The organism is Nostoc sp. 'Peltigera membranacea cyanobiont' 213 (genome assembly GCF_002245975.1).
GTDB lineage: Bacteria > Cyanobacteriota > Cyanobacteriia > Cyanobacteriales > Nostocaceae > Nostoc.
In genome coordinates, this window is the sequence record NZ_NOLI01000014.1 from 1 (window position 1) to 22542 (window position 22542).

At 40.7% G+C, this 22542-nt stretch carries 25 protein-coding genes; 10 read left to right on the forward strand and 15 right to left on the reverse strand.

The features are described 5' to 3' along the window. Positions 1–45: 45 nt before the first annotated feature. The 8 genes from CDG77_RS06385 to CDG77_RS06420 form a co-directional block, all read right to left on the reverse strand. The gene (locus CDG77_RS06385) at positions 46–1143 is read right to left on the reverse strand and encodes a cyclic nucleotide-binding domain-containing protein (protein ID WP_094328563.1); all 1098 of its coding nucleotides are present in this window, start codon (positions 1141–1143) and stop codon (positions 46–48) included. 163 nt (positions 1144–1306) lie between these two features. Beyond that, the gene (locus tag CDG77_RS06390) at positions 1307–1519 is read right to left on the reverse strand and encodes a hypothetical protein (RefSeq protein ID WP_094328564.1); all 213 of its coding nucleotides are present in this window, start codon (positions 1517–1519) and stop codon (positions 1307–1309) included. 143 nt (positions 1520–1662) lie between these two features. Next, positions 1663–1962, reverse strand: coding sequence for a CTB family bacteriocin (locus tag CDG77_RS06395; protein ID WP_094328565.1), 300 nt, complete (start codon positions 1960–1962; stop codon positions 1663–1665). A gap of 133 nt (positions 1963–2095) precedes the next feature. After that, on the reverse strand, positions 2096–2329 hold the full coding sequence (locus CDG77_RS06400) for a hypothetical protein (RefSeq protein WP_094328566.1): 234 nt from the start codon (positions 2327–2329) through the stop codon (positions 2096–2098). A gap of 23 nt (positions 2330–2352) precedes the next feature. Further along, entirely contained in the window at positions 2353–2613 is a 261-nt protein-coding gene (locus tag CDG77_RS06405) for a CTB family bacteriocin (protein ID WP_094328567.1), read from the reverse strand. A gap of 71 nt (positions 2614–2684) precedes the next feature. Beyond that, on the reverse strand, positions 2685–2924 hold the full coding sequence (locus CDG77_RS06410; protein ID WP_094328568.1) for a CTB family bacteriocin: 240 nt from the start codon (positions 2922–2924) through the stop codon (positions 2685–2687). Between the two features lie 69 nt (positions 2925–2993). Then, on the reverse strand, positions 2994–3233 hold the full coding sequence (locus CDG77_RS06415; RefSeq protein ID WP_094328569.1) for a CTB family bacteriocin: 240 nt from the start codon (positions 3231–3233) through the stop codon (positions 2994–2996). Between the two features lie 67 nt (positions 3234–3300). Continuing rightward, entirely contained in the window at positions 3301–3540 is a 240-nt protein-coding gene (locus tag CDG77_RS06420) for a CTB family bacteriocin (protein ID WP_094328570.1), read from the reverse strand. Between the two features lie 435 nt (positions 3541–3975). Here CDG77_RS06420 and CDG77_RS06425 point away from each other — a divergent pair, with 435 nt between their 5' ends. From CDG77_RS06425 to CDG77_RS06440, 4 genes are all read left to right on the forward strand, one after another. Beyond that, on the forward strand, positions 3976–5037 hold the full coding sequence (locus tag CDG77_RS06425) for a Tll0287-like domain-containing protein (RefSeq protein WP_094328571.1): 1062 nt from the start codon (positions 3976–3978) through the stop codon (positions 5035–5037). A gap of 77 nt (positions 5038–5114) precedes the next feature. Continuing rightward, positions 5115–5909 (forward strand): MinD/ParA family ATP-binding protein, encoded by a 795-nt coding sequence (locus tag CDG77_RS06430; protein WP_094328572.1) that lies wholly within the window; start codon positions 5115–5117, stop codon positions 5907–5909. Positions 5910–6256: 347 nt separating this feature from the next. Beyond that, on the forward strand, positions 6257–6451 hold the full coding sequence (locus CDG77_RS06435) for a hypothetical protein (RefSeq protein ID WP_094328573.1): 195 nt from the start codon (positions 6257–6259) through the stop codon (positions 6449–6451). Positions 6452–6477: 26 nt separating this feature from the next. Beyond that, complete coding sequence (locus CDG77_RS06440) at positions 6478–7845, forward strand: serine/threonine-protein kinase (RefSeq protein ID WP_094328574.1); 1368 nt, start codon at positions 6478–6480, stop codon at positions 7843–7845. Between the two features lie 42 nt (positions 7846–7887). On the opposite strand, the gene CDG77_RS06445 is transcribed toward CDG77_RS06440, so the two are convergent. Beyond that, entirely contained in the window at positions 7888–8802 is a 915-nt protein-coding gene (locus CDG77_RS06445) for a c-type heme family protein (protein ID WP_094328575.1), read from the reverse strand. Between the two features lie 182 nt (positions 8803–8984). Between CDG77_RS06445 and CDG77_RS06450 the strand changes: the two genes are divergently transcribed. Beyond that, a complete protein-coding gene (locus tag CDG77_RS06450) occupies positions 8985–9836 on the forward strand; it encodes a phosphate/phosphite/phosphonate ABC transporter substrate-binding protein (protein WP_094328576.1) in 852 nt (283 codons plus the stop codon). A 17-nt stretch (positions 9837–9853) separates the two neighbouring features. On the opposite strand, the gene CDG77_RS06455 is transcribed toward CDG77_RS06450, so the two are convergent. From CDG77_RS06455 to gatB, 3 genes are all read right to left on the reverse strand, one after another. Then, complete coding sequence (locus CDG77_RS06455) at positions 9854–10624, reverse strand: hypothetical protein (RefSeq protein WP_094328577.1); 771 nt, start codon at positions 10622–10624, stop codon at positions 9854–9856. A 250-nt stretch (positions 10625–10874) separates the two neighbouring features. Beyond that, positions 10875–12116, reverse strand: coding sequence for a bifunctional ornithine acetyltransferase/N-acetylglutamate synthase (argJ, locus tag CDG77_RS06460; protein ID WP_094328578.1), 1242 nt, complete (start codon positions 12114–12116; stop codon positions 10875–10877). Positions 12117–12885: 769 nt separating this feature from the next. Next, positions 12886–14388 (reverse strand): Asp-tRNA(Asn)/Glu-tRNA(Gln) amidotransferase subunit GatB, encoded by a 1503-nt coding sequence (gene gatB / locus CDG77_RS06465; protein ID WP_094328579.1) that lies wholly within the window; start codon positions 14386–14388, stop codon positions 12886–12888. A gap of 498 nt (positions 14389–14886) precedes the next feature. Here gatB and CDG77_RS06470 point away from each other — a divergent pair, with 498 nt between their 5' ends. After that, positions 14887–15237 carry a hypothetical protein gene (locus CDG77_RS06470; protein ID WP_094328580.1) on the forward strand — a complete coding sequence of 117 codons (351 nt, stop codon included), beginning with the start codon at positions 14887–14889 and terminating at the stop codon, positions 15235–15237. Positions 15238–15286: 49 nt separating this feature from the next. Here CDG77_RS06470 and CDG77_RS06475 read toward each other — a convergent pair whose 3' ends face one another. Next, positions 15287–16294, reverse strand: coding sequence for a cyanophycin synthetase (locus CDG77_RS06475; RefSeq protein ID WP_094328581.1), 1008 nt, complete (start codon positions 16292–16294; stop codon positions 15287–15289). Between the two features lie 649 nt (positions 16295–16943). Here CDG77_RS06475 and CDG77_RS06480 point away from each other — a divergent pair. After that, positions 16944–17180, forward strand: a complete 237-nt coding sequence (locus CDG77_RS06480; RefSeq protein WP_094328582.1) for a hypothetical protein — start codon at positions 16944–16946, stop codon at positions 17178–17180. A 560-nt stretch (positions 17181–17740) separates the two neighbouring features. Here CDG77_RS06480 and CDG77_RS06485 read toward each other — a convergent pair. Continuing rightward, on the reverse strand, positions 17741–18373 hold the full coding sequence (locus CDG77_RS06485) for a hypothetical protein (protein WP_094328583.1): 633 nt from the start codon (positions 18371–18373) through the stop codon (positions 17741–17743). Positions 18374–18488: 115 nt separating this feature from the next. Continuing rightward, a complete protein-coding gene (locus CDG77_RS06490; RefSeq protein WP_094328584.1) occupies positions 18489–18758 on the reverse strand; it encodes a hypothetical protein in 270 nt (89 codons plus the stop codon). A gap of 150 nt (positions 18759–18908) precedes the next feature. Between CDG77_RS06490 and CDG77_RS06495 the strand changes: the two genes are divergently transcribed. From CDG77_RS06495 to CDG77_RS06505, 3 genes are all read left to right on the forward strand, one after another. Continuing rightward, positions 18909–19592, forward strand: coding sequence for a response regulator transcription factor (locus CDG77_RS06495; RefSeq protein ID WP_094328633.1), 684 nt, complete (start codon positions 18909–18911; stop codon positions 19590–19592). After that, complete coding sequence (locus tag CDG77_RS06500; protein ID WP_094328585.1) at positions 19589–21097, forward strand: ATP-binding protein; 1509 nt, start codon at positions 19589–19591, stop codon at positions 21095–21097. Before CDG77_RS06495 ends, CDG77_RS06500 begins: the two co-directional genes overlap by 4 nt. 214 nt (positions 21098–21311) lie before the next feature. Beyond that, entirely contained in the window at positions 21312–21782 is a 471-nt protein-coding gene (locus tag CDG77_RS06505; RefSeq protein WP_094328586.1) for an N-glycosidase, read from the forward strand. Positions 21783–22542: the final 760 nt, after the last annotated feature.

Below are 22542 nucleotides of genomic sequence, written 5' to 3' on the forward strand. Positions count from 1 at the left end.
GGTCAAAGAGAAGAAATTACTGCTGATACGATCCTAATCCCCAGTTCAATTACCGCGAATCTGCTTCAGCATCCAATCAAATCGAGTCCCCGCAAGTGTCACTTGAGCCAAAAAGCTAGAACTCAATTCATCTTCATAAGTCAAGCGTTCATCTAAAGATTTGCCTGAACTATAGCTGATTCTGCCGTAACCCAGACTATTGATAATTCCTTGCTGTTTATCTGCTAACAAAATTGCTAATACTCGATAAAATCGGGCAGCAAAAGCTACATCGTGTAGCAATTTAGCAGAAAGTCGCCATTTGGGAATCGATAACACGATCGCATCTTCAACCGCCCGAATGGTCATTGCAGGTGGACTGGCTTCGACAAAGGGTGTTTCGCCAACTATGTCACCGCGCGATAATCTGGCAAACTCTCGTTCGATACAATCTGTTTCTTCCAAAGTTGAAAAGGCGCGGGTGAGAGGATTGCTTGTATCTTCTGCAATGGAAGCCACCATCTTGCCATCTAATAAAATGTAGAGAGCGTCAACAGGTCTGCCGGCCTGAAACAACACCGTTCCCGCAGGAATTTTCATCGCATTACCTGCAACAATCATCCAACCAATATCGCTATCATTTAATTCTGCAAATGTAAATAAAATTTCTCGAATTTGTGGTTGAAAAAGAACGACTGTGCTTTGTCCAATTTGGCCGATCATCTGCTCTAATCTTTGAGCAAGGAGAACTGCGATCGCTCGATAAAAATGGGCAGCAAAGGTAACATCTTCTTGCAATTTTTGAATCAACTGCTGCTGAGGAATCTTCAACACAAGCGACTTTCTAGCGGCTTTAACCGTAGTCGAAGACTGGTAGGAGGCTAAAAAGGGCATTTCTCCAACAACTTCACCATTTGCAAGCCGTGCAACCTCTCGTCCTGACAGTTCGCCACCTTCAAGAGCAGCAAACGCCCGACCAATAGGGTTATCATCAGCCTGAGCGACAGAAATGCTTAATGCTCCATCTAGCAGAATGTAGAGGGCATTAACAGGTGTTCCTTGGCGGATGAGGATCGTATCAGCAGTAATTTCTTCTCTTTGACCCGTTGCCAAGATCCAGTCAATATCGCTATTTGTCAGTTCCTTAAGTAGAACTTCTGTCATAATTTAACTTCCTTGTTTTCTGCTAACGGGAGAGAAATGGCGAGTGGGAAATAATACCAATTCATCATTGAGAAATTCAGATTAAATCTGGTTTTGGTCTGATTTTGGAGAATTAGTATAATTACTGAATAATCTTCCCATTCCGTATCAATTAGAATCACGACTAGAAGATGTACGGTTCAGTTGGTGTTTTATCATTGCTACCAGGAAACTTTATATTCTCAAGCTTCTTTGCGATCGCTTCAGATACATTGCTATATAGATTTTCAGTCGGATACTCACCTGGATAATGCTCACCTACAGCAATACCACCAGAAAGATTTGCGAGTTCTTGAGCCGATAGCTCTTGTGATTCATTTTGCTTTTTGTTTTCCATTTGAATTCTTTTTCCTTGTCATTATTTATGACTAAATTTGCCTAATTTTATGAAAGTGAAGTTATTAATTACACAAGAACAATTTCAGAAAGCAGTTGAGCAAAACTTGTCCAACTGCAATTGATTAATTTGATCGACTCCGTTTATGCAGAACCATCGAGCGCAGATATATCTCCAAACAACTCGCCAAGAACTTTTAGATCCTCAGTTGTCGCATCGGTGATGGTGAGTTGGAACAGAGAAGAGTCTATTGTCTCTGTATGAAAAGTTGCCCGTGTTGAGTGATGTCCTCGTCTTCGTGATGTTTGTTGGCTAAATCCCCTTGTCGATTTGTGAAATCGCGCAGACGTAAACTGTAAATTGAAACCACCCGCTACGTCGTCTAACTCTTCATCTGATAGTTCGATTGCTTCATCATTCGGAGTAATTTCGTCATCTGACATAGAAGCTCCTTTACCCGACGTGTTAAAGTTAAATGAGGCAGAGGGAGTTAACCATAAGCCTAGCAGCAACTCGGTTAACAACCCCTCCTGCTCCTGAAATCCGTCAACTGAAAAATTCAGATCAAGCTCAGGGCTAAGAAATACCCGCTTCCTTAAACTCTCTAAGATCCTGCTCAGAGAAAACACTCACTTGGAAGGTAACGCTTGTAATACCGCCTTCTTTAGGAATTTCCACATAACCAAGCTGATAATCTTCGGCATTTGCATTTTTTCCAAATACATCGCTAGTTGCGCCACCGGCAATATCATCAAGTTCTTGATTGGATAGTTCCAGCATTTCATTACGCTGCACATTTTCCATAATCATTCTTGTTCTCCTTCTGGTGTTAATTATGAGCTTAGAAACAAATTACTAGGAATCCCGCTAGGAAATTTTTCTCCAGTGAATTTGATTTCGAGCAAATCTTGTTGAGATATAGTAGTTTCCTGACTATTGAAGGATGCAATACCGCCATCAGCACCGATAATTACTGCACTAGTTTGCTTATCCGAAAAGTTGAAGTTATGAGCATCAACATAACTAAAAGCACCACCAGCAATGTTATCCAATTCTTCAGTAGATAGTTCTACCGGCTTAATGTCGTCAGACATGATGTTTTTTTTTCTCCCCAATTTACGATATGTGCTGTATCAAGCAGAATGCAATATTTGAGTTCTGGTTACTAACTTTCAAGAGTGGGAGTCAAGAAACCAGTTGCTTTGATTTCGTATAAACTTTGATGAGATATAGCGGTTTGTTGAGCGGTGACAGATCCAATACCGCCATTAGGGCCAAGAACGGTTCCACCAGTTTGCTGATCTAATTTGTTCTCGTTGTCAGCAATCACAAAGCTAAAAGCGCCACCAGCAACGTTGTCCAATTCTTCAGCAGATAATTCTACGGGCTTAATGTTGTCAGACATGATGTTTTTTCCTTAAATTATGATGTGTGTGTTGTATCAAGCAGAATGCAATATTTGAGTTTCTGGTTACTAACTCTCAAGAGTGGAAGGAAAGAAGCCAGTTGCTTTAATTTCTTGCAAACTTTGATGAGATATAGCGGTTTGTTGAGCGGTGACAGATCCAATACCGCCATTAGGGCCAAGAACGGTTCCACCAGTTTGCTGATCTAATTTGTTCTCGTTGTCAGCAATCACAAAGCTAAAAGCGCCACCAGCAACGTTGTCCAATTCTTCAGCAGATAATTCTACGGGCTNAATGTTGTCAGACATGATGTTTTTTCCTTAAGTTATGATGTGTGTTGTATCAAGCAGAATGCAATATTTGAGTTTCTGGTTACTAACTCTCAAGAGCGGAAGGAAAGAAGCCAGTTGCTTTAATTTCTTGCAAACTTTGATGAGATACAACCGTTTGTTGAGCGGTGACAGATCCAATACCGCCATTAGGGCCAAGAACGGTTCCACCAGTTTGCTGATCCAATCTATTGTCGTTGTCAGCAATCACAAAGCTAAAAGCGCCACCAGCAACGTTGTCCAATTCTTCAGCAGATAATTCTACGGGCTTAATATTGTCAGACATGATGTTTTTTCCTTAAGTTATGATGTGTGTTGTATCAAGCAGAGAAAGTGATTTACTGATTAGTTGCTTACCGCTTTCCTCGCTTCATGTCTCTACAATACGAATTCAACTAGGGTAAGCGCATCTGAAAAACGTCTAGGATTTCATCTAAGCGAAGTAAGTAGATGTAGTCTGACTTTCGCTATATAGTGTTGAGCAATAGGTAAGACTTTCGTCATAGGCTAACCCAGCTAGTTACTACAAAAGTCATGGATTTGCTTGTAGATATGGAATTTCACTGCAATATCGTAGTATGACTAAACGTGGAAGCATGAATACAAAACTAGGGACAAGCCCAATCAATGAGAGAATTCTATATCCATCACTCAATCAACTAAATTAATAAATTATTGCGATCAATCTCTAGCAATGTTGTAAATAAAAACAGAAACAACAATGTTTAATAGATTCAAGTTAGCAACCAAATTTACTTTACTTTTATTGCTGGTGTTCATCGGCGCGATCGCAGTTAGTGGTTTGGCTTTATCTCATGCGCTCGAACAAAAAGCAGAAGCCGAAATCGGTTATCGCAGCCAAATTATTGCAGAAACTATGAACTCAGTGAGGAATTATACTAATACGCATATCAATCCTCTTCTGACACCGATGATGGACACTCAAGCCACGTTTATCCCTGAAAGGATTCCCAGCTTTGCAGTCAGAGAAGTGTTTGAAAATCTTCGGAAAAACGAAGAATATAAAGATTTTTTATACAAAGATGCCAATCTAAATCCAACTAACTTACGAGATAAAGCAGATGTATTTGAAACGGAACTTATCGAACGATTTCGCAAGGAGCCAGGGTTGAAAAATATATCCGGGTTTCGTAACTCTTATGACGAGAAAATGTTTTATAACGCTCGTCCATTTTCCATCAATAATCCGACATGTCTACAGTGTCATAGCACTCCTGAAGTTGCTCCAAAAAGTCAGATTGCTAGTTATGGTTCAGAAAATGGCTTTGGGTGGAAACTCAATGAAATTTTAGGCACACAAATTATTTATCTTCCTGCCAAGCAAGTCTTTGATGATGCTCATCGTGCTTTCGTTCTATTCATTAGCTTATTTATTATTATCTTTGCCCTGATGATTTTACTCATTAATTATTTGTTAAAGCGAAATGTACTGCAACCGCTAAAACCAATGGCACAACTGGCTCAGAAACTTAGTATGAATGAAATTAGTGTTGAAGAAGCAAAAGAGTTCGATCGTGAAAAGCTAACATCGATTGTGCAGCGCCATGATGAGTTAGGACAATTAGGACGAGTTTTTCAACGGATGGTACATGAAATTTCTATCCGCGAACAACAATTTAAGCAAGAGTTGCATACACTGCGGATTGAAGTTGACGAAGCCAAACGGGCGCGTGAAGTTTCAGAAATCGCTGAATCAAAAACGTTCCAAAAGTTGCAGGAGGAGGCAAAAGTAATCAGAAGCAAACGGAATAATCCAAATTAATAACTATCAATTATGATTAGTGACGCATAAGTTGTCATGACGAATTACGAATTAAAAATTAGTATTGAGGATTTATTATGTCTGAAATTATTTCAATTCACTCATTCCGTGGCGGAACTGGTAAGTCAAATGTTACGAGTAATCTCGCTGCTATTATCGCTCGTTCTGGAAAGCGAGTTGGAATAGTTGATACAGATATTCAATCTCCAGGAATCCACGTTCTATTTGGTCTTGAGCAAGAGCGAATCCGCTACACTTTGAACGATTACCTATGGGGTCGTTGTCAGATTGAAGAAGCAGTTTATGATGTTAGTGCGATTCTCAAACAAAAACAAACATTTTTTGGTCGCCAGGGGAGTGTTCATCTGATTCCTTCTAGCATTAAGATGAGTGACATTTCTCGAATCTTGCGCGAAGGCTATGACGCACGCCTGCTTAATGATGGTTTACATAATCTAGTTCGTCGTTTAAAACTGGACTATCTGTTGATTGATACTCATCCTGGCATTAACGAAGAAACGTTGCTATCGATTATTCTTTCTGATGTCCTGCTGGTGATTCTCCGTCCAGATAAACAGGATTATCAAGGTACAGCAGTGGCAATAGATGTTGCTCGGAAGTTAGAAGTGCCTAAAATGCTAATAGTAATCAACAAAGCTCTACCATCTTTAGATTTTAAAGAGTTAGGGAAACGAGTGGAGAATACCTACAAAACCCCTGTGGCTGGCATACTGCCTGTTTGTGAAGAGATGTTTCATTTAGGGAGTAGTGGAATCTTCTGTTTGCAGTATCCAGATCATTCATGGACTCAAAAAATTAATGCGATCGCTAAACAAATCACTGGTTCTGGAGTAAAATTGTTTGCCAGATAAGTGTTGTCTATCAAGGGCAGACACTAGGATAAAAACATCTCTTGAAGAAGAATTCAGAAGTCAGAATAGGCTAAACCTTAGCTATCCGCTAACAGGAGTCAGAATGCAAGACGCTCTCTACGAGACGCTGCGCGTAGCTTGTTTCCCCGCAGGGGTAGGGGTACGCGGACTCGCTACCGCTACGCTATCCACCAGTCGCACAAAATTCATTCTGTTAGTGGATAGCTAAGGTTTAGCCCATTCTTGCTCCTGACTTCTGTTCGATAACATCTTCGCAGATGCCTGTTTCAGAATCTAATTCTTAGGCGATCTCATAGAATTGATAGGGCATCAAGTAGTTAATACTAATGTACCACGGAGATGTAGGGCGCGGTGAAGGAGCGATCGCAGTATTCATTCCCCCAATAATTCTCCTCTGCTTCATGAACCTGACTCGCAAAATTCAAAATCTATTTCACCCAAATCATTTGCAAAGTTTGGTGATTCCAAAATACTTTCTTTCTCAACAAACCTTGCCAAAGTTGGTAGTTGTGCCAAGATGAATTTGAGGACTTAGGCAAGTGACACAATGCTAGGACAATTATTAGATGGACGTTACCAAGTCCTCCAGGTCTTAGGTGGAGGTGGATTCGGTCAAACTTACATAGCCCAAGATACCCATCGGCCAGGTTTCCCGAAATGCGTTGTCAAACATCTTTTGCCCGTCACTCGTAGCCCTGAATTTCTCGAAACTGCTAGACGGCTATTTAGCAGTGAAGCAGAAACACTAGAACAGCTGGGCAACCATGACCAAATCCCTCGGCTTTTAGCCTATTTTGAACATAACCAAGAGTTCTTCTTGGTGCAAGAATTCATTGAAGGGCATACTCTGAAAGCAGAACTCTTACCCAATCAACCTTGGATAGAAGAGAAAGTAATTCAACTTCTCCAACAAATGTTGGGTATTCTGCAATTTATTCACAGCCACAACGTTATCCATCGAGATATCAAACCGGACAATATAATCAGGCGGCAACAAGACGGTAAGCTAGTGCTGATTGACTTTGGCGCAGTTAAACAAGTCCAAACTCAATTGCTTACAGTGCCAGGGCGCACGGGGGCTACTATTATCATTGGCACTCCAGGATATATGTCTACAGAACAGGGGCAAGGTAAGCCCCGCCCTAACAGCGATATTTATTCTTTGGGTATTATTGGCATCCAATCGTTGACTGGGTTACATCCTATAAATTTTGAGGAAGATTCAGATACGGGTGAAATTTCTTGGCAGCATCACGCTAATGTCAGTTCTGAGTTGGCATCTGTGCTATCTAAGATGGTGCTACACCACTTTAAACAGCGCTATCAGTCTGCGGCTGAAGTTCTACAGGTGCTTAAGCATCTTGATACTAAAGTAGAAATACCATTACTTCAATCACCATTTTTTACACAACCGCCTCAACCACAAAACTCAATTAGGCATCGGTCTGCTTCTATCTTGTCTGCGGAAAATTATAGTCGGTTGGAAACAATTCTTTTGGAATTTGTCGGCCCTGTTGCCTCAACATTACTACGACAAGTTGCGGCATCAGCGCCCAACTGCGAAGAATTAATTAGTCAATTAGCCATTCATCTTCGAGGAAATCAGCAAATTGATTTTCAGAATAAAACAATGTTTCTACTAGAGAAACCTACTCTATTACAGGAACTGACTGTTAAATCGGAAATTAAGTCAAATAATTTGCCAAACCAAGAATTTCAAGCAATCAGCGATAGCTTTGTGCATCAGTGTGAGCGGGAATTGGCTGATTTAATTGGGCCAATAGCTAAGTTTCTAGTCCAAAAAGCTGTTAAGTCTTCTGGGCAAATTTCCCGTGCAGAATTTGTGAAAATTTTAGCATCAAAAATTCCCGAACCTCAAAAAGCTTTGCAATTTCAGCAACGCTTACTTTCCTGATATTTTAAATATTGCATTTTTTTCTGTGTTAATTACAGATTATTAGCTTTGGTTATTCAGCATCTCCAGAGCTATTTTTAAGCTAGCTTTCATCCGATTAAATGCTTCAGCTAACCCGCCAATTTCATCATTAGAGCTTTCTTCAAAATCAGCGCTCATATCACCAATGCTAACTTTTTGGGCTATTTTTTCAATTCTTCTAATGCGCTGAATTACATATTTTTTGATTAAGAAGTTAATTAAGAAAACTACGATCGCAAAGATGGCAATTAAAAGTCCCATAATTAAGATCCAAGTCCGTTTGGCATTGGCAAAAATCTCTTGGGAAGGAACAGAGATTATTTGAGCAGAAACAATCTGATTGAGTTGCCAGCCAAAACCATTTTCTGAGCCATAATTTACCAACTGACTTTTAGGAGCCATATCTGGTGTAGAATGACATCGCAGACATTTCTGTTGTACGATCTTTAGTGGTCGCGCAATATAAAATACTTCGCCTTCTGATAAGTTACGAAAGCCTGTAATCTCTTGAGTTTTGGAGTCGCGGCGAAACCGTTCTACAAGTTGAGTTTCAAAATTATCAGCTTTATCCGCTAAATTAGTCGGATTAAGTGTTGCATCTTTATGAAAAAAGTTTTTAAATTCAGGCTTTTTACGAAAATTCTCAAACACCTCTTTAGAGGAAAAAGTTGGTACTACTTCCGGCATGAACGTTGGGTTAGTGTCTAGTCTAGGTTCTAATAAGGGATCTATCCGATTTTGTGTATAATCTCTAACCGCGTTCACCATTTGGATGAGAATCTGTGCTTGAGAAGTTACTTCATTTTGCGCTCTCCCTTGAAGTACACTAGATAAGGCAACGCCACTTCCCACAATACTGACTATGAAAACTAATATTAAAAGTAAGTTAAATTTAGCACCTATTTTTAAATCTTTTAATGTGATGTTATTTAACATAACCTAACCAATGAAGATGGTATCTGAGTTTGTCTAACATTTATTTATACCTGTTAGAAAGCATCTCAACAATATTTAAATAAATATTAATTTTTGACTGCAATGCAACTTACTTAGGCAGTAGTCAAACTTATCTAAAATTAGTCCTGAAAACCAAGTTACTTCCTTAACCCTAATTAGCGATGTTTTTGCGATTTTCCCGGCGTTTATTTCTGTTTAATTTACTAGGTTTTACATTTGCTGCCTGCAAATCACGCGGCTTTGAGGGCACGTTAACTGTTGGTGCAATCAACTATGGTGGAGGCGAACAGATAATTAATCAATATGCTAAATTTAACAGTTATTTGGGCGAAAAAACAAACTCATATATTCAGCTAGAACCTGTTTTTAATGAGAATAGAGCGGTTGAGCGTCTTGAGGCTCGTGCTTGGTCATTGGTATTTGCTCCACCAGGTTTAGCGGCTATTGCGATCGCCCGTCACCAATATGTTCCTTTGTTTCCTTTAATAGGAATCAGTAATTTGCGCTCAATCTTCGTTGTTCGCAAAGACAATCCCATAACCGACTTGAAACAACTGCAAGGAAAAACACTGGCTTTAGGTCAGTTAGGTTCCGCAACAGGATATTATTTCCCTCTTTACAATCTTTATGGCACAACACTAGCTGAGATCCTATTTGCACCCACACCCAAAGCCGCACTGGAATTTGTGGCTCAAGGAAAAGCGATCGCTTGTGCTGTCTCAGAAGCGGAATTGGCTCTCTACGGTTCACAGTTGGCCCCCACCGAATTCCGCATTCTATTTAAAGACCCTCACTATGTACCATTAGGTGTGGTGTTGATTGGGCCGAATGTAGAACGTAACCGTCAAGAGTTCATCCGAAAAGTGATGAGTGATTCGCCTTCAGGTTTAGCTCAAGAAGTGGGGTATGTACCCAATGGACAAGTACCAGATTACAAATACATGATTTCTGTGGTCGATCGGGTGAGTTCTATTACTTCTAAGCTGCAAACTAAACCGGTTCGTTTATTTTGATTGACATTACTGATTTCTCAAAAAAACAATTTAAATCGTGCTAGCTGGTTTTGAATTGTTTCTGTCAGGATTTTATTTAGTTCTGTGGTGTCTTGGAATTGCAAAATTTGCTGTGTGGGTAAGTCGAAGGGAAATTGTCCTTCAAAGTCTGGACGTTGCATTTGGGCTAGGAGAATCTGTTCAGAACGCTTACTTTGGATGGCATAACCAATCTCAATACAGACATTGGGACTAGGAATTAGTTGCGGGGTTTCTTTACCGTCAATACTAGCGATGGGTGTGGTGTCAGCGATAAATAACAAACTCTTCCGAATTTTTCGCATAATCGTGCGGTTAATCCGAAAAGTAGCACCACTGGGGCGAGAGGATTCTACTAATGTTAGCGGAAGGCGCGATCGCAAATTTAAACTGGACAAACTTTTTTGTAGTTCTTCTCTAAGAGCATTCGTCGCTGCGACATACTCAGTTTGATAGGATAAAAAAATCGTTGGTTCTAACTGAGCCAACAGTGCTTGTTTGGTAAAATAAATTTCATGACTAATTAAGTCAATGTTAGCGACGCAATAGCCGCCGCTACCTTCAATATAAAATTCAATATTTTCCCCTTCTAGATAGCGCCCAAACCAAGTTGATTTCTTAACTTCGTCGCTTTCTTCTAAAAAGTCTGCTCGCAATGCCGATCTCAGCAGGCTTTTTTTGCTTAAGCGAATGTCTGGCGGACGTTTTTCTAGTTCTGGAATCGGCTCGTAATCCTGTATATACCACGCTCTGAGCGCAATAATTGACATAAGGCGCTATTTAAACTATTTAACTTAGTATAATCTTACACTAAGAGGAGTCCATATATTAGGGACTTCCAATTAAAAAAATATCCAATTTTGTAGGGTGCGTTAGCGACAGCGTAACGCACCGCCAGATATCTCGGTGCGTTACGGCTTTCGCTTAACACACCCTACTGTATATTTTATTTTTTGGAAGTCCCTTAGACTTATCTGTGAACTACCCCAACTTACCGAGTACGGTTGAAGTTGGGGTAGTTCACGTAGTGTATTCGGCATTAATCCTCACGTAGTCGTAACTCAAATCACAACCCCAAGCTTTACCGACACCATAACCATTGCCAACATTAACGGAAATTAACACCCTATCCTCTTGGAGATAAGCACCTATCGCCGTTTTTTTCAAATAAGCACTCGCTGCTGCACGATCAAAAGTTAAGGGTTGTCCGTTTTCCAACATTAAAAAATCCCCTAACTTAATTTGCAGGTTTTCTTGTTCAAAAGGTATACCTGCACGTCCGGCGGCTGCGGCGATGCGTCCCCAGTTGGGATCGCGTCCAAAGATTGCAGATTTAACTAAGGATGAACCAGCGATGGTTTTGGCTATTTGTCGGGCTGAGAGTTCGTCATGGGCCCCAGTTACTTCTACTTCTATTAGACAGGTTGCACCTTCACCATCACGAGCGATCGCTTTGGCTAAATGCTGACAAACTGCTGTTAACATGGCCTCTAATTTCTCTGCTTCTGCACCCCATTCTGTAATTGCTGGGGTGCGAGATTGACCGTTTGCCAAGGCGATTAAGCTGTCGTTGGTACTGGTATCACCATCCACTGTGATGGAATTAAAGCTTCTATCAGCCGCCCTTGCTAACATTTGTTGCCAAAGGGCTGGCGAAACCATAGCATCACAAGTAACAAATGCTAGCATGGTTGCCATGTTGGGATGAATCATGCCGGAACCTTTGGCAATGCCGCCAATTCGGACTGGGCGATCGCCTACGGTTGTCTCTAGGGCAATGGATTTTGTTACCAAGTCTGTAGTGATAATCGCTCCAGCTGCGGCATCTGAGCCTGTTTCTGATAGTGCTGCTACTACTTTCGGAATTCCGCTTCGCAAAGCATCCATCTTTATTCTTTGACCAATCACACCAGTGGAAGCCAATAAGACAGATTCAGATGAGATGTTAAGTGCTTGGGCTATTGCCAGAGCAGACTCTAAGGTATCAAGATAGCCTTGATTACCTGTAGCGGCATTTGCTTGTCCAGCGTTGCAAAGGATAGCACGAGCGCTATGTTTAGCTTGCAAGCGTTGACGACAATATTCTACACAGGCAGCTTTAACTTGACTAGTGGTGAAGACACCAGCTGCGATCGCTTCCACCTCTGAGAATATCAAAGCTAAATCCGGCAACCCCGAAGGTTTCAACCCTGCGGTAATTCCTGCCGCCTGATACCCCCTTGGTGCTGTGACACCACCTGTTATTTTTTGCCAATCTGCCATTATTCGTCCTTACAACTATCAGTTTGGATCGGTCAATTTGTGCTTTAGCAAAGTGTTGAGTTAGGAGAGACGCGATTAATCGCGTCTGTACAGGAGTTAGGAATTTCCCCCAATCCTTAATCTTCATTGTGAGTTTATTTGCTGATGGCAATAATAATGCACCAGTTGGCGATTAGCATAATTGTTTTTACCTTTCTTATGACGAAAGACAAATATAGCCTTCCGATTTGATTTCTGAAAATATCAGTAGTAACGCATCAAACCCATGATAATAGTGCGTTCCGAACTCCGTTCTAACCCACTCTACAATACCTAATTTTGTTCAAAAATCAAATAGTAATCCCAATATGAAAAAAGAGAGCTAACTAAGTAGGCGCTAAAATTTTTATGTTATTTTTTTATCAGAATACATATTTTTTTACTTAAGGATTAATACTTATTTATTAAGATTTTTTATAAGAATCGATGAAGCTTCTCCGTAAAAACTGTGAAAAAAAATAAAAAAGAGAGCTACTTAGGCAGCTCTCCAGATCATCAGGGTGCATCTACTTACCACACTATATCATTTTAGGTATGCGGGTCGTCACCAGTTTTTATATGAAGATTTGATGAAGAAGCACCGATAAAATACTTACTTGGGAATTGGGCATTGGGCATTGGAAAAGACTTACTGCAACTCCCCTCTGCTCCTTTGCCCTTCACCCAATAAAGTTGACTTGAGAGATGACTTGTAAAATGTCTAAAACTCTTACTGAACAGTAATTACGAATTACAAGGCGTTCAGTTTCTTTTCCACCAATTCATTAGTCAGCTTCGGATCGGCACGTTTAGCTGTCTTTTTCAGAACTTGTCCGACAAAGAAGCCTTTAAGGTTGGTGTTACCGTTGCGATACTTTTCTAGTTCTTTGGGATTAGCAGCTATGACTTCATCGACGATGGGTTCTAGTACACTAGGATCGCTGATTAACTCAAGACCTGCAAAGGCTTTTTCAGGAGAAATCCCACTGAGCAAATCTGGCAACTTTTCTTTAGCTTGAGCATTGCTAATTTTGCCTGTTTCAATGCGAGTGATGATATCAGCTAAATTGGTGGGAGTCAGTCCAATTTCAGTAATACTGAGTTTTTGCTTATTAAGGTAGGCGGCGATATCTTGAGTAATCCAGTTTGCAGCAGCTTTGGGATTTGCTCCAGATGCGATCGCAGTTTCAAAATATTCCGTTACTGGACGATCTTCTGTCAATACTCGCGCGTCATAAGTCGAAAGCCCCAACTCATTTTCATAATGATGGCGTTTTTGGGCTGGTAATTCTGGTAGTTCGCTACGCCATTGCTCTAATTGAGCATCCGTCACCTCAATTGGTGCTAAATCTGGTTCGGGGAAGTAGCGATAATCGCTAGAACCTTCCTTTATCCGCATACTACTTGTGCGTTGAGCGCCTTCTTCCCACAGCCGAGTTTCTTGGATGATGCTCGCGCCTGCTTCGATGGCGGCGATTTGGCGCTCAATTTCGTAGTCAATCGCCCGTTGGATGGCGCTGAAGGAGTTCATGTTTTTTATTTCTACTTTGGTACCAAATTCCTTTCGTCCCACTGGACGTACAGAAATGTTGACATCGCAGCGCAGAGATCCTTCTTGCATATTCCCGTCACTCACGCCGAGATACCGGACAATCCGGCGTATCTCTTCGGCATATTCAGCAGCTTCCAATCCAGAACGCAGATCGGGTTCCGAGACAATTTCGACTAATGGTATACCTGCGCGATTGTAGTCTACTAGAGAATAGGAAGAACCAGAAAGGCGAGTCTCGTTCCGAGAGGCTTCGCCAACGCTACCTGCATGTACCAATTTTCCTGCATCTTCTTCCATGTGCAGACGTGTGATACCAATGCGTTTGCGAGTCGGATTCCCCTCAGCATCTACCAATTCTATTTCTAACCAACCATGTTCTGCGATCGGTAGATCGTATTGAGAAATTTGGTAATTTTTAGGTAAGTCAGGATAAAAATACTGTTTCCGGTCAAATTTGCTATATCTAGCGATTTGACAATTCAGTGCCAAACCAGCTTTGACAGCGTATTCTAATACTTTTTCATTAAGTACAGGTAAGACCCCAGGTAAACCCATACAAACCGGGTCAATGTTAGTATTTGGGTCAGCACCAAATGCAGTAGAGCTATCAGAGAAAATCTTGGTCTTGGTACTCAGCTGACAATGGGTTTCTAGACCAATAATCGCTTCATACTCAGTTTTTACAGTTGTAGCAGTCGTCATAATATCACTATTTCGGCATAATCCTTCTGGTGGTACTATTGTAGCGGCGGATTGAGTTGCCCTGAAGACGGTTATTTGGGTGAGCAATGCTTACCCTCTTGAGCTTGAAAAGGGAGATGCAAACATAAGGTGAAGAAAATTTTAATTTATTGGTTCTCGGCGTGCTAGTAAATCTACCTTAACCCGCAAACTGGGAATCATCTTATATTAATGCCTCAAACTCTTTAAGGGACTGACAAATAAAAAAATATCCCAAATTTTCTTGTGGGATGGGCATCCCACAAATGAATAATTTATTTCTTGAAAAGCCCTAATAATAAATCAAACTATCAAAAAAAATTAGCACTCTCGGCTTGTTAGTGCTAATTTTTGACTGAGGTTTAATGCCTATGATATAGACCAAAACCATACTTTTTCTAGATGCTATAGTTACTTGTCATACATTATATTAAAAAAATAAATCTTTCCTGCAAGGAAGTCAAAACTGGGAGTACTAAAATGAAATACACTTTTGATATTGTAGGAGTCTCTCCGCTTTTGCAATTTTTTAATCACCAGCAGCAAAATGAGCAAAAACCACCATACCAAGGAGTTGAATACTTGGGAGTGCACACCTGTACACTAGATACGTTTCTAGAATCGGTAGAATCAGTACCAGCCAAATGGGGTTGGAATCTAGATCGAGTAGTAGATACCGTGATTCAGTTTTGGTTGAACAACTCAGATAGTATTGGTTATTGGAAAGTACGTTTAAGTGATGCTGGTAAAGATAATTTACTAGTCGCCAGATTGGCAGATATAAGAGCCTTACAAGCTGAATTTGAATCCCTATTAGATAAGGATTTATGAAAAGATAGCTAAGTAGGAGTAGGAATTGCTCCGCATCCACCCATAATGATTACTTTTCTCTATTATTCTCGTTTTCAAGTATTTTGAGAATTCTGAGATATAGATTTTCTACCCTCTGGGTCTGAACTTCACCAAATGATGCGTAGTGAGTTAAGCTAGGAGCGCCATTTACTTCAATAATTGTATAATCTACGATTGGTGAGGTTATATCACTAGCAAGAATGTCCACACCTGCTAATCTCAGTTCCATATCTTTTGTAATACTTACTGCTAATTTTTTAAAATCAGGATGGATAGTTTCTGTAAAGTCTATTGCCTCGCCCCCAGTCGATAAATTTGCATTATCTAAAAGATAAACAATATTATTCTTAGGGATCGCGCTACTAAAATTTAGCTTCCGTCTTCGCAAGTTTTTTTTAATTCTGTAATCTTCAAAATCTATAATTTCTTTCCTACCATTTTTGATAAAACTTTCCTGTTTTTGCTGCATGAGTTCTAAAACATTAGATTGACCATCTCCGGTTATAAATAGAGGAATTCTTTGATATGCCGAAATGACTTCATCATCAAGCACCACAATTCTATAGTCATTGCCACTATAAAATCGTTCAACAATAAATCCAGAGACTTTTTGCAAGATTTTCTTGGCTACTTGATAGTATTCTTGCTTATTATGAACCTTTGTAACAAATAATCCTTGACTGAGATTAATTGGTTTGACGATTACGGGAAAACCTAACTCTTTAGCATAATAGAAGCCTGCATCTATATTCCTAATGTTAGCTATCTCTTCGCATAGTTCTTCACTGAAAAATGTTTTTCCTTCAGTAACTTTGTAGCCGAAGCTATTTAAAAAAAAGCTCGAAACACTTTTGTCTTTAGCTATTGCTACTGAACCAGATGAATTAATACTAAATCTGGTAGTCCGAAAAAAAGTTTTATTCCCGTTTTTAAAAGTAATCAGTCCCATAAAGGTGCATTCTGGGTCTAATAAAACTACTGCTCCTATTTCCTTTGCTACTTTTTGAATGATTGATGTTACAAATGGTATTTCCATTATCACAACTATAATTTCACCGGAGGAATTTTAACTTTGTTTATAGCAATTAGTCAAGATATTTTTAATTAAACAATGACACTATATATTGTTCAAAAAGCTATCCTGTAAACCTGAATAAAAATTCCTTTTTTACTATCTAAATAAATTATTAAATTTTAAGTATTCTCAAATAACTACAAAATAAAAAACGTAAATGCTCGGAATATAGCTTTACCGTAGGTGTGCAGCCCAATCTAGGCATCGTACTCATCGAAAATTAGAAGTGTGCCCACGCCCATTAATCTTATGCCCGTTAATGTTCATCCTCAGATGAGTCTTTAATAGTATTTTTTGATACATTTTTGTTAGTTTCAGCACTGATATTGATTTTACCTGTGTGTATGGATACAAATCATGTAAACCCAATATTTGCCGAACTTTCTGCTTGAGCATTATTGTGTGCTGAAAACAATTGCAAATTAAGGCTTTGAGATTCATAGCTATCTGAAAATAACAACTTAGTTGGTCTAAAATATAGCGCTCAGTGTTGACAACTTATTAATAATCGAATAACAAGGTGGCAGCAGCATAAAAAAAAAGCGTTGGTGCATTCCTACTTAGAAACTAATTAACGCCTTTCATTAAACTTCATACGGATAACATCATTATGCCAGAAAATACGGATAACCAAGCTTCTAAATCAGACAATCAGGCTATTGCTTATAAAGAACGTCTAAATTCTTGGGCGATCGCTCGTCTAGTTCCTAATACGCAAAGGGAAATTGTTGCTCGCTTCCGCAGCCGTTCTGATGCCGATGGCTATATGCGGCATCTCCCCCAGGAAATACCAAATGCTTCCTACATGGTTGTTTTTGATTGTAAACGCGAAGAAGCTGTGATTTAAAGTACAGGTAATGGTCATTGGTCATTGGTCATTGGTCATTAGTCATTCGTCATTCGTCATTCGTCATTAGTCATTGGTCATTCGTCATTAGTCATTAGTATCAATGACTAATGACTTCGATTTTCCTACAGCAATTCAAGAAAACCATAGCGTCGCGATCGCGATCGCGGTAGGGTGTAGTCAGACAAACGATGTTTTCGTCGCCGTGGGATGATTTAATCCCTTTAACCCTTGCTCTTAATCCGATCGCAAAGAATTCAAAATAGACCTTTTGCAAAAGTCCCTAAGCTGTTCCACATTTCAATTGCATAATTAGGATGGGCATCTTGCCATTGTTGTCAAGTGACTAAAGCTCAGTAGTTAAACTCAACACAAGGGTGTTGAGAATAGCCATGAGTAAGCCACGGAAAAAACAAGGAAATCCAGGCTTTCGACATCGGCGCAATGCCTCAAGGTCGTTTGACATCTGGGCTGAGGCTTTAACTTGACACCAATGGCATCCTGCCCACCCCACAAGAAATAGTTGGATATTTTTTTATTTGGAAGTCCTTAATTTTCAGCTATTTTGCTGGGTTAGGGCGATCGCCGCCAGGAGGATGAGGCGGAACACCCAACGCATCTTTTAACTGTTGTTCGCTAACTCCTAGTTTCGCCGCAGCCGCTTTCAAGTCAGGTCGAGGTGGGCGTTGCTGATTGCGATCTCCTGGATTTGGAGGATTCGCAGGGACACCCAACGCATCTTTTAACTGTTGTTCGCTAACTCCTAACTTTGTCGCAGCCGCCTTAAAATCAGGTCGGTGTGGGCGCTGGTTGCGATCGCCACCTGGAGGATTAGCAGGAACACCCAACGCATCTTTTAACTGTTGTTCGCTAACTCCTAACTTGGTTGCAGCCGCCTTAAAATCAGGACGAGGTGGGCGTTGCTGATTGCGATCGCTTGGATTTGGAGGATTGGTAGGGACACCCAACGCATCCTTTAACTGTTGCTCGCTAACTCCTAGTTTCGCCGCCGCCGCCGCAAAATCAGGGCGGGGAGGTCGCCGTTCTCCGTCTGGTGGTTGGTTCGGTGGTTGTTGCGCCTGTGCAATTTGAGGGAATTGATTAGCGGCATTTGCCTGATTGAGTGAAATAAAACCAAATGTGCCAACCAGAACTGGAATCGCTGTTGCAACTAGTATTCTACGAATATTCATTATTGTTCTCCTAAAGATAGATTGTTTACATTTCTGATTTAACTGAACCAAAATTACAGTTTGCCCTGCTTGTAAATTACAGTTTTGTAATTTTGAGGAAGAAAGGGTGCTGCAATTAACGGTTATTGCGTTCTACACGATTTTGATCCGCGCCCTGATTCTGATTTTGAGGATGTTGGGGAGGATGCTTTTTCTGATTTGGACTGGGTTTAGAATGTCTAACCTGTGGTTTTTTATCAGATATTTGTGGTCTTGGAGACTGTTGAGAAATCTGGGCATTCCGATTGGATGGATTAGCGGCATAAGCCTGATTGGGTGTAACAAAACCAAATGTACCAATCAAAAAAGGAATTGCTGCCACGGCTAAGACTCGACGAATATTCATAAAAATCAACCTGCAAAAGGTAGGGTGTTCATATTTATGATTAAGCCACCTCAAAATTACAGTCCACTTGCTTTCTAAATTACAGTTTTGTAATTTAAGCACAAAGGTAATGAATCTAGAATGGAACAATATATGAACTAATAAATGCTTGTGAACGTTTTATTTGTTGAAGATGAAGCGAAAATTGCTAACTTCGTCCGGGCTGGACTGAAGGAGCAGGGATTTGTTGTAGACTACTGCGACAACGGTGATGAAGGATATCTGCGGGCATTAGAAAATGAATATGATGTTCTTGTCCTCGACATTATGGTGCCGGGAAAGGATGGACTATCAATTCTGAAACTGTTGCGGCGGCAAGGTCGGAATGCTCCGGTAATTTTGTTGACGGCTCGGAATGAACTAGACGATCGCTTAGAAGGGCTAAATTTAGGAGCGGATGACTATATCGCTAAACCGTTTTTTGTAGAAGAGTTAGCGGCTAGAATTCATGCCGTTGTTCGCCGGAGTGTGAGCGAGCGCCAAAATCTCCTTAGTGTTGGGCCGATCAAACTCGACCGGATTACCAGAGAAGTCACTTGCGATCGCCAGGCAATAGAACTCACCAGCCGCGAGTTTAATCTTCTGGAGTATCTGATGCGCTCTCCCGGACGGGTTTTCACCCGTACCCAAATTCTGGAGCATGTTTGGGGCTATGACTTTAACCCCAACACCAACGTCGTAGATGTTTGTATCCAGCGAATTCGTAAAAAAATTGACCCCATTGATGAAGCAGTCTGGATTGAAAGCATTCGCGGGGTTGGATATCGGTTTCGCAAACCAGAGTCTGGCTCATGAAGCTCCCTTCGTTTCGCCTCCGAATTGCCCTGTTATCTACGGCTCTAGCTGGAACCACATTAGTAGGGTTTGGCGCAGTCTCCTGGTTTCAGATTTACAATGCTAAAATCAGCCGTCTTGATGCAGAACTGTTAAATCACTTGATGCGGGCAACTCCAAACTTGCCACCACGGGGGGAACCTCCCAAAATTCAGGGCCAAGAAAACCGACCTTTCCGATGGCAATTTTACAAAGATTCATTATCTGATGGCTTCGGAACCAATACAAAAACCCCCATCGCCCTACTGGTGCTTGATGCAAACGGCAACATCCTTTATCAATCTAACTCTCTACCTGCTGACGTTGAGGTGAATCACCTGCTGCTTAAGCGTCTTCAGTTGATACCTTTACCACCACCCCCACAGGGAGAACTACCCTCTAATAGAAATCTGTCCGTTGGGCCGCCACCCTTTCTTCGTCCACGCCCACCTCAATTTGTCACTGAGCATACAGCAAAAGCAGCTTGGCGGATTGGGGCAACGAAGTTTCCTAATGCTCAGGTTGCTATTGCCGTTAATCTGGAAGCTATCGATCGAGAGATGGCTATCATTCGGAATATTTTTCTGGTTTCAATTCCGGGATCGCTACTGCTGGTTGCAGTCGGTGCATGGTTGGTTTCTGGTGGTGCTTTGCGTCCCGTCCATCAATTAACGGGTGCTATTCAACAAGTGACTGTCAAGGGGCTAGATCAACGGATTCCCATTGGGACAACTGATGTTGAATTTGTCGAGTTAATTCAAGTATTTAACCTGATGCTGGAACGCTTGGAACGCAGTTTTACCCAAGCTTCCCGCTTTAGTGGTGATGCGGCTCATGAACTGAAAACCCCACTGACTATTTTGCAAGGCGAATTGGAACGAACGCTGCAACAGGTCGATCCAGGAAGTGAAGTACAACAGCGCTTAAGTAACCTATTGGATGAGGTGCGCCGCCTGAGTGGAATTATGCGAAAACTCTTGCTGCTATCTCTGGCTGATGCCGGAAAAATGAGTTTGTATCTGGTTGAAGTGGATATGTCTGAGTTGCTAATGGAGATGCTAGAAGATGTGGAAATGCTGGCTCCTCAGTTGAATGTGCAAACTGACTTTAGTGATGGACTACGCCTACAGGGCGATCGCGATCTTCTGATTCAAGTTTTGCAAAACCTGTTCAGTAATGCTATAAAATACAATCTCGCCAACGGTTGGATAAAGATCCGCGCTCATCAAACTCAAACAACTCTCCATGTCACCATTGCCAATGCATCCAAAGATATTCCAGTGAGCGATGCCTACAGCGCACGCGATCGCGATCGCATTTTTGAGCGCTTCTATCGCGGCGATCCGGCTCGAACCCGCAAGATAGAAGGCATTGGACTGGGACTCAGCCTAGCCCGTGAAATTGCCAGGGCACATCATGGCGATCTCACCCTTGACTCAACAGCTTTTGGTCAAACAGCTTTCACCCTCACCTTACCGATGAAGTGACAGAATTTGGAATCCTTATAAGGGACTTCCAAATAAAAAAATATCCAATTAACTCCTGTGGGGTGGGCGTCTCGCCCGCCCAGTCTATATGGCGGGCAAGATGCCCACCCCACAATATTGGATAATTTATTTCTTGGAGTTCCCTAAGCTCGGTTTTAGGTTGCAATTCTCACAAATCAAATAGGATTGCTATATATGAAAGAGCAATTTTCAAATGACCATTTACTTTTATAAGGTTTGGCAGCCTTACGGCTGTTTTTCTAACTTTTCTCCCCACGAAATCCACATCCAGGGCACTTACTGGGCAACGGTTGAGCATTATTATCAAGCGCAAAAGTTTGTTGGCAGCAAAGATGCGGCAATTATACCCCTCATCCATACTGCCGCCACGCCAGAAGAAGCTGCCGCCTTAGGAAGATGTAGCACTCGCCAACTCCGTCGAGACTGGGATTTGGTCAAAACTCAAATTATGCGAGAAGCTTTACTCAAAAAGTTTCTCACTCATGCTGATATTAGAGAAGTTCTACTGAAGACTGGTGATGAGCTTTTGGTTGAAAATTCCCCAACCGATTCTTTTTGGGGCTGCGGTGCTAATAAAGCAGGTCAAAACCATCTCGGTAAAACTCTCATGAGTGTTCGTGAAGAAATCCGTAATTTACTATCTTTAAAGGGAATTTACGAATAATTTAATCAAAATAGTTCCATTCAACATCCAATCAGCAATTAGAAGGATAATAGGATATTTCTATTCAAAGTTTTGGAGTAAAAATAACCAATAATTTAATCCGGTTATGTTCAAAATTCAACCTAACTAACCCTAATTAAAAAGGAGATAAATAACCTTATCGTTATTAGTAAAAATTTGGATTGAAAGTATTAGAACAATTGTTATATCAGTCTTTAAATGCTTTTGATTCTAGCTTTTTTGACAAATTAGCCATTGTTTTATCGATAAAAATTCACAGTAGTAAGAATAGATAACGGATATTTAAGGCTTCGTAATTTGCAATAGCGATCGCTATTGCAAATCTTAAGAAACATCCGGCTAATGTATGGTTTTAAGGCGAACTAATGCATTTTTGGAGGAGCTTCCGGGACAAAAATCGTCAAAAATATTTTTAGTTTGAGGCAATGATGAAGACATTATTTAAGTAATAATACTGAAATATTTTAATAGCTGAGAATATAAAATCAATAGAGTGCCAATGATTAAATTTTTCTTTATTGTTTCCTTGAGAGGATGTTTGAAAAGTGACTAATGATGTGCCATGTGGTTTGATATCTCCCTAAATCAACTTTTTAAGGACTACGGATATCAAGCAAAATATCTAATACTTTTCAAATATCCTCCGATCCATTTCCAAAAATATTTGCAACAGATGTATGCTTCTGGCAAAACATTTCTAGCAGGAATTTCTTGAAAATTGAACCAAAATCAAGGCATT